The sequence below is a fragment of the Mycobacterium sp. NPDC003449 genome, assembly GCF_053588415.1.
Genome location: NZ_JBSFPX010000027.1, coordinates 44,239 through 50,344, shown reverse-complemented (window position 1 = coordinate 50,344; position 6,106 = coordinate 44,239). Strand labels below are relative to the sequence as shown.

General features: G+C 68.3%; 5 protein-coding genes. 4 read left to right on the top strand and 1 reads right to left on the bottom strand.

The window, feature by feature from the left end; all coding sequences use genetic code 11:
* Positions 1–67: 67 nt before the first annotated feature.
* Positions 68–1,006, bottom strand: coding sequence for a type I pantothenate kinase (gene coaA / locus ACWDTP_RS10405; RefSeq protein ID WP_450019230.1), 939 nt, complete (start codon positions 1,004–1,006; stop codon positions 68–70).
* 30 nt (positions 1,007–1,036) lie between these two features.
* On the opposite strand from coaA, the gene ACWDTP_RS10400 reads away from it, so the two are divergent.
* The 4 genes from ACWDTP_RS10400 (at position 1,037) to ACWDTP_RS10385 (ending at position 6,056) form a co-directional block, all read left to right on the top strand.
* Positions 1,037–2,296: a DUF885 domain-containing protein gene (locus ACWDTP_RS10400; RefSeq protein ID WP_450019228.1), complete on the top strand. Its 1,260-nt coding sequence runs from the start codon at positions 1,037–1,039 to the stop codon at positions 2,294–2,296.
* Positions 2,297–2,317: 21 nt separating this feature from the next.
* Complete coding sequence (locus ACWDTP_RS10395; protein ID WP_450019226.1) at positions 2,318–3,781, top strand: glycine hydroxymethyltransferase; 1,464 nt, start codon at positions 2,318–2,320, stop codon at positions 3,779–3,781.
* 112 nt (positions 3,782–3,893) lie between these two features.
* Positions 3,894–5,177 carry a serine hydroxymethyltransferase gene (gene glyA, locus ACWDTP_RS10390; protein WP_450019234.1) on the top strand — a complete coding sequence of 428 codons (1,284 nt, stop codon included), beginning with the start codon at positions 3,894–3,896 and terminating at the stop codon, positions 5,175–5,177.
* Between the two features lie 51 nt (positions 5,178–5,228).
* Positions 5,229–6,056, top strand: coding sequence for an acyl-ACP desaturase (locus tag ACWDTP_RS10385; protein WP_450019224.1), 828 nt, complete (start codon positions 5,229–5,231; stop codon positions 6,054–6,056).
* The last annotated feature ends 50 nt before the right edge of the window (positions 6,057–6,106 follow it).

Here is a 6,106-nt window from a genome sequence, read left to right as displayed (position 1 = left end):
TCAGACGCGGCGGTACCCTGGAATGCGCTTTCCCGGGTACCGCCGCGTCTGCTCGGCGGAAAAAGCTTCAGAGCTTGCGCAGCCGCAACCGGTTGATCGCGTGGTCGGCGTCCTTGCGCAACACCAGGGTGGCCCGCGGCCGGGTCGGCAGGATGTTCTCGATCAGGTTGGGCCGGTTGATCGAATGCCAGATGTCGCTCGCGGCGAACACCGCCTGATTATCGGTCAGTGTCGCGTAGTGGTGGAAGTGTGACGCGGGATCGGCGAAGGCCGTCGACCGCATGGTCAGGAACCGCGAGATGTACCACTTCTCGATGTCCTCGATGCGGGCGTCGACGTACACCGAGAAGTCGAACAGGTCCGAGACCATCAATGCCGGACCGGTCTGCAGGACGTTGAGGCCCTCCAGGATCAGGATGTCGGGATGGCGCACCAGCTGCTGCTCGTCGGGCACGATGTCGTAGAGCAGGTGTGAGTAGACCGGCGCGCAGACCTCGTCGGCGCCGGCTTTCACCGCGGTGACGAACCGCATCAGCCCGCGGCGGTCGTAGCTTTCGGGGAACCCTTTGCGGTGCATCAGGTTCCGGCGATTGAGTTCGCGATTGGGGTAGAGGAACCCGTCGGTGGTGACCAGGTCAACCCGGGGATGGTGCCCCCACCGGGACAGCAGCGCCTGCAGCACACGCGCCGTGGTGGACTTACCGACCGCCACGCTGCCTGCCACCCCGATCACGAACGGCACCGGCCGGTCCGGATTCTGCTGCGGCTCGCCGAGGAACTCCGCCGTCGCGGCGAACAACCGCTGCCGGGCCGCGACCTGCAGGTGGATCAACCGGGCCAGCGGCAGGTAGACCTCCTCGACCTCGAGGAGGTCGATCTTCTCACCCATACCGCGCAGCCGGAGCAGCTCGTCCTCGGTGAGTTTCAGCGGCGTCGACATACGCAGGGAACGCCATTGACTTCGGTCGAACTCCACATAGGGGCTCGGCTCGCTGGGCCGCGGCATTCGGTCAGTCTTACATTTACGGTTGAGGGCATGGCTAACGGGATGGATTCCGGCGCGAACACATCGACAGATTCGGCGACCCTGATCCGCGAATATCTGCTGCTCGGTCTGCGGTTCGACCGGGTCGAGGAGGGCTACGTCGACTCGTTCACCGGCGATCAGGCGCTGCGCCGGGCGGTGGCCGACGAACCCGCCCCCGACCCGGCCGATCTGGCCCGGCAGGCCGAACGACTGCTCACCCGGATCCCCGATGAGCTGAGCCGCGACCGCGCCGCCTACATCGCCGCGCACCTGCGGGCGTTGAACTGCGCCGGGCGCAAATTCGCCGGCGAGGATGTCGGTTTCGTCGACGAGGTGGCCGCCTACTTCGACGTCCGGATCACCAAGGGGGATCCGGAGCGCTACCGGGCCGCCCACGCGAAGCTCGACGAGGCGCTCGGCGGCACCGGCCCGCTGGCCGACCGGATCCAGGCCCACCGGTCCGGCGACGAGATTCCGCCGCACCGCCTCGAGGAGTGCATCCACGCGTTCTCCTCGGCGCTGCGCGACCGGGTGCGGGCCGAATACCCGCTGCCGGAGACCGAGACCATCACCTACGAGGTGGTCACCGACAAACCGTGGTCGGGGTTCAACTACTACCTGGGCGATTACCGGTCCACCGTCGCCGTCAACGCCGACCTCAAACAGCAGATGTCCAATCTGCCGCGGCTGGTGGCCCACGAGTCCTATCCGGGCCATCACACCGAGCACTGCCGCAAGGAAGCCGGGCTGGTGGCCCGCGGCAACCAACTGGAACAGACCATCTTCCTGGTCAACACCCCGCAGTGCATCATGGCCGAGGGTCTGGCCGACCTGGCGCTGCACGCCGTGATCGGGGATGGGGCCGGCGAAGCGACGGGGGTCAAGGGAGGCTGGGGAGCCTGGGCCTCGGAGATCTACGCCGACCTCGGGCTCCGGTTCGACGGGGAGCGCGCCGCGGCCGTGTCGGAGGCGGTCGCCGGGCTGGCCGAGGTGCGTCAGGACGCGGCGCTGATGCTGCACGACGAGCATCGCGACGTCGACGAGGTGGTCGCCTTCCTCAAACGTTGGCTGCTGGTCAACGACGAGCGGGCCCGGCAGATGCTGCGGTTCCTGTCCTCGCCGCTGTGGCGGGCCTACACCAGCACCTACGTCGAGGGGTATCGGCTGCTGCGCGGCTGGCTGGACGACCGGCCCGACGGTGTGTCGTTGACGCAGCGGTTCGGCCGGCTGCTGGACGAGCCGCTGATCCCGTCGACGTTGCGGGGATAGGCTGCGACTAGGCTGAACGCCATGGCAGTCGACTCGTCATCCACCTTGCCCGCGGCTACTGGCGCCGATTACGCCGATACCGCCAGCGCCGCATACACGGCCGCGCTGCAGGTCATCGAATCCGTCGAGCCCCGGGTCGCCGCCGCAACGCGCAAAGAGCTTGCCGATCAACGTGATTCGCTCAAATTGATCGCCAGCGAGAACTACGCCTCGCCCGCGGTGCTGCTGACCATGGGGACCTGGTTCTCCGACAAGTACGCCGAGGGCACCGTCGGGCACCGGTTCTACGCGGGCTGCCAGAACGTCGACACCGTGGAGGCGCTGGCCGCCGAACACGCCCGGGAACTGTTCGGCGCCCCGTACGCCTACGCGCAGCCGCACTCCGGCATCGACGCCAATCTCGTTGCGTTCTGGGCGATCCTGGCCACCCGGGTGGAGGCCCCCGAGCTGGCCAACCTGGGTGCCAAGCATGTCAACGACCTGTCCGAGGCGGACTGGGAGACGCTGCGCAACAAGCTGGGTAACCAGCGTCTGCTCGGCATGTCCCTGGACGCCGGCGGGCACCTCACGCACGGCTTCCGGCCCAACATCTCGGGCAAGATGTTCCACCAGCACAGCTACGGAACGAATCCGGCTACTGGGTTTCTTGACTACGACGCCGTGGCCGCCGCGGCCCGCGAGTTCAAGCCGCTGATCCTGGTCGCCGGCTACTCGGCCTATCCGCGCCGGGTGAACTTCGCCAAGATGCGCGAGATCGCCGACGAGGTGGGCGCCACCCTGATGGTCGACATGGCGCACTTCGCCGGCCTGGTGGCCGGCAAGGTGTTCACCGGCGACGAGGACCCGGTGCCGCACGCCCACGTCACCACCACCACGACGCACAAGTCGCTGCGCGGCCCGCGCGGCGGGATGGTGCTGGCCACCGAGGAATTCGCGCCCGCGGTCGACAAGGGCTGCCCGATGGTGCTCGGCGGACCGCTGTCCCATGTGATGGCCGCCAAGGCGGTCGCGCTGGCCGAGGCGCGTCAGCCGGCGTTCCGGACCTACGCCCAGCAGGTCGCCGACAACGCCCAGGCCCTGGCCGACGGGTTCGTCAAGCGCGATGCCGGGCTGGTCACCGGCGGCACCGACAACCACATCGTGCTGCTCGACGTGCGCTCGTTCGGACTGACCGGCCGCCAGGCCGAATCGGCCCTGCTGGACGCGGGTGTCGTCACCAACCGGAACTCGATCCCGGCCGACCCCAACGGCGCCTGGTACACCAGCGGCATCCGGCTGGGCACCCCGGCACTCACCAGCCGCGGGTTCGGTGCCGACGACTTCGACCGGGTCGCCGGGCTGATCGTCGACGTGCTGTCGAACACGCAGCCCGACGGGACATCCAAGGCCAAGTACAAACTGGCCGACGGCACCGCCGACCGCATCCACGCGGCATCGGCCGAGCTGCTGACCGCCAACCCGCTCTACCCGGGACTCACGCTCTGACCGTCGCTTTCAGCGAATTCACAGCAACTGGACAGGGTAGGCCCCAATAGGCGGGCCGGGACTGCCAGACTCACGCAGCGTGACCGCCGCAACGAGCCTCGCCGCATCCGTGATGTCCGCCCCGCTCGCCGACGTCGACCCCGATATCGCCGGGCTGCTCGACAAGGAGTTGGGTCGCCAGCGCGACACCTTGGAGATGATCGCGTCGGAGAACTTCGCGCCGCGGTCGGTGCTGCAAGCCCAGGGCAGCATCCTGACCAACAAGTACGCCGAGGGGTTGCCGGGGCGGCGGTACTACGGCGGCTGTGAACACGTCGACGCGATCGAGAACATCGCCCGCGACCGGGCCAAGGCGTTGTTCGGCGCCGAATTCGCCAATGTGCAACCACATTCCGGCGCGCAGGCCAACGCCGCGGTGTTGGCCGCGCTGATGAACCCGGGGGAGCGGCTGCTCGGCCTTGACCTGGCCAACGGCGGGCACCTGACCCACGGCATGAAGCTCAACTTCTCCGGCAAGGTCTACGAATCGGGGTTCTACGGCGTCGACCCCGCCACCGGCCTGATCGATATGGCTGCGGTGCGGGAGCGCGCGCTGGCCTTCCGGCCCAAGGTGCTCATCGCCGGCTGGTCGGCCTATCCGCGCACGCTGGACTTCGCGGCGTTCCGCGAGATCGCCGACGAGGTCGGCGCCCACCTGTGGGTCGATATGGCGCACTTCGCCGGGCTGGTCGCCGCGGGCCTGCATCCCAACCCGGTGCCGCACGCCGACCTGGTGTCGAGCACCGTGCACAAGACGCTCGGCGGCGCCCGGTCCGGGCTGATCCTGGGCCGCAGGGAATTCGCCAAACAGTTGAACTCGGCCATGTTCCCCGGCACCCAGGGCGGGCCGGCGATGCAGGTGGTCGCGGGCAAGGCGGTCACCTTCAAGATCGCCGGGACGCCCGAGTTCGCCGAGCGGCAGCGGCGCACACTGTCCGGGGCCCGCATGGTGGCCGAGCGGTTGCTGGCCGCCGACGTCGCGGCGTCCGGGGTCTCGGTCGTCACCGGCGGCACCGATGTGCACCTGGTGCTGGTGGATCTGCGCCGCTGCGCGCTGGACGGGAAGGCCGCCGAGGATCTGCTGCACGAGGTCGGCATCACGGTCAACCGCAATGCGGTGCCCGACGACCCGCGCCCGCCGATGGTCACCTCGGGGGTGCGGATCGGCACGTCGGCGCTGGCCACCCGAGGTTTCGGCGACGCAGAATTCACCGAGGTCGCCGATATCATCGGGACCGCGCTGGCCCGCGGCGCCGAGACGGATGTGGCCGCGCTGCGCGGCCGGGTGACCCGGCTGGCGCGCGAATTCCCGCTGTATGACGGGCTGGAGGGCTGGGAGTTGCACCCCTCGGTTTGACACGCCCCGCCCGATTTCAAGGAATGTGTGTACTCGGGTTACAGTTACCTCATGGCACAGAAACCTGTCGCTGATGCACTGACCCTCGAGTTGGAACCTGTGGTGACCGCCGAGCTGCGCCGCCACCTCGACTCCGAGGTGCTGTGGTACGCCCACGACTACGTGCCGTTCGACCTGGGGGAGAACTTCGCCTTCCTCGGCGGCAAGGACTGGGACCCTTCCCAGGTCACCCTGCCCAAGAACGTCACCGACGCCTGCGAGATCCTGCTGATCACCAAGGACAACCTGGGTGGCTACCACCGCGAGCTCGTCGAACACTTCATCCTCGAGGAGAAATGGGGCCGGTTCCTCGGCCGGTGGACCGCCGAGGAGCACCTGCACGCCGTCGCGTTGCGCAACTACCTGGTCGTCACCCGTGAGATCGACCCGTCGGCCAATGAGGACGTCCGGGTCGAGCATGTGATGAAGGGTTACCGCGCCGGCACCTACAGCCAGATCGAGACCCTGGTGTTCATGGCCTTCTTCGAGCGCTCGCACGCCGTGTTCTGCCGCAACCTGCAGGCGCAGCTCGAGGAGCCGGTGCTGGGTGCACTGATCGGCCGCATCGCCGTCGACGAGGAGCGCCACGAGGAGTTCTTCGCCAACCTGGTCTCGCACCTGCTGGAAACCCATCGCGAGGAGACCGTCGGGGCGATCGCGGCCCGGGCCGCCGAACTGGACGTCATCGGCGCCGATATCGACGCTTACCGGGACAAGGTCGCACTGGTGGCCGAATCCGGCATCTTCGACACGGCCGCGCTGCGGCGCGTCGTCGCCGACCGGATCGACGCCTGGGGCCTGGCTGACGAGCCACGACTCCGGGATTTCATCGGCGCGTAACGCGCTGGGCGCCAAATATGCGGCGCGCCAATCAGCAAAGCCGCTGCGGC